Here is a 1,428-nt window from a genome sequence, read left to right as displayed (position 1 = left end):
AATATAAAGAGGGCATACTGGTTGGTTACCGCTGGTACGATACCAAGAAAATTCAACCGCAATTTCCTTTTGGTTATGGGCTTTCTTATACTGAATTTTCTGTCAGCAAACTTTCCACAGATAAATCAAGCTATAAAAAGGATGAAATCATCCACGCAAAATTCACTATCAAAAATAAAGGCAGCAGATCCGGGGCCGAAGTTGTGCAATTATATGTAAGCGATCCGGTTTGCTCGGTATTGCGCCCCGAAAAAGAGCTTAAAGGTTTTAAAAAGATATTTTTAAAGCACGGTGAAACGAAAACAGTTGAGCTGGATGTAAAAGTTGGGGATTTGGCTTTTTATGACGAAGCAAAAAAATCATGGAAAGTGGAAGCTGGTGAGTTTGTTCTTCAGGTAGGTAATTCATCACGTAATATTTCAAAAACAGTAAAAATCCTGGTTAAATAAACTCAATACCGATAAACCCAGAAACAATTTTCAATGGAAATACCCCATTGGCCTTGTAAAAATAAGTGTAAAAAACACAATAAATAATATAGACTTTCATGATGAAAAAGTTATTACCCATTTCAATTTTGTGCCTGTTCCTGTTTACTACAACAAGCGTGAAATCGCAAAACCCTAAGCTTATGCTTGATTTAACCAAGCCCGGCGCAAATGTAAGTCCGCAACTGTATGGGTTGATGACCGAAGAGATCAACCATTCGTACGATGGGGGTTTGTATGCCGAGCTGATCAGGAACAGGATATTTAAGGACAACCCGAATACGCCGGAAGCATGGAGCGTGATCAGGGAAGGTGGCGCGAAGGCCACCATTCAGTTAGTTGCCCCAAACCCCGGCAATGTACCCAACGATCAGCAGCGCCACGCCATTAACGGCGCGTTAACTACCTGTTTAAAACTCATGGTGGATACCGGCGGTGGCCGGGCCGGTATTGCAAATGAAGGTTATTGGGGCATACCTGTTTTGCCTAATACAACTTATAACGCTTCTTTTTATATGAAGGGCACGGACAGCAAGCCATTTCCCCCTCGCCCCTGGGAGCCCAAGCCTAAAGTTACTGTTCCGGTAATTGCCGATAACACGGCCGGGCCCATAACCGTAAGTATAGAAAGCAATGACGGTAAAACCGTATATGCTTCGGGAACTATTAATTTGATAAAAAGCGCCTTTTGGAAAAAATATGAACTCAAATTAATAACAGGCGCTGGTGTTAAACCAACATCTGACGCTCGTTTTGTTATTTCGACAAACCGCACCGGGGTTTATTATTTTAACCTCGTCTCTTTATTTCCGCCAACCTATCATAACCGCCCGAATGGGAACCGGGTAGACATCATGAAATTACTGGCCGATATGAAACCCCGTTTTTTACGTTTTCCCGGCGGTAATTTCCAATTTCCTCGAAGGTCCGAAACTAACTG

General features: G+C 42.4%; 1 protein-coding gene and 1 pseudogene. Both read left to right on the top strand.

Annotation, left to right across the window (positions count from 1 at the left end):
- Positions 1–449: fibronectin type III-like domain-contianing protein (locus AC1DXF_RS29400; RefSeq protein ID WP_477452242.1), on the top strand; the 449-nt coding region annotated here is incomplete at its 5' end.
- Positions 450–547: 98 nt separating this feature from the next.
- Positions 548–1,428 (top strand): annotated as a pseudogene (locus AC1DXF_RS29395) (hypothetical protein); the annotation flags it as partial.

Source organism: Mucilaginibacter sp. P2_A5, assembly GCF_056404995.1.
Note: the sequence above shows the minus strand (reverse complement) of the source record. Positions and strands in the feature narration are given on the sequence as shown.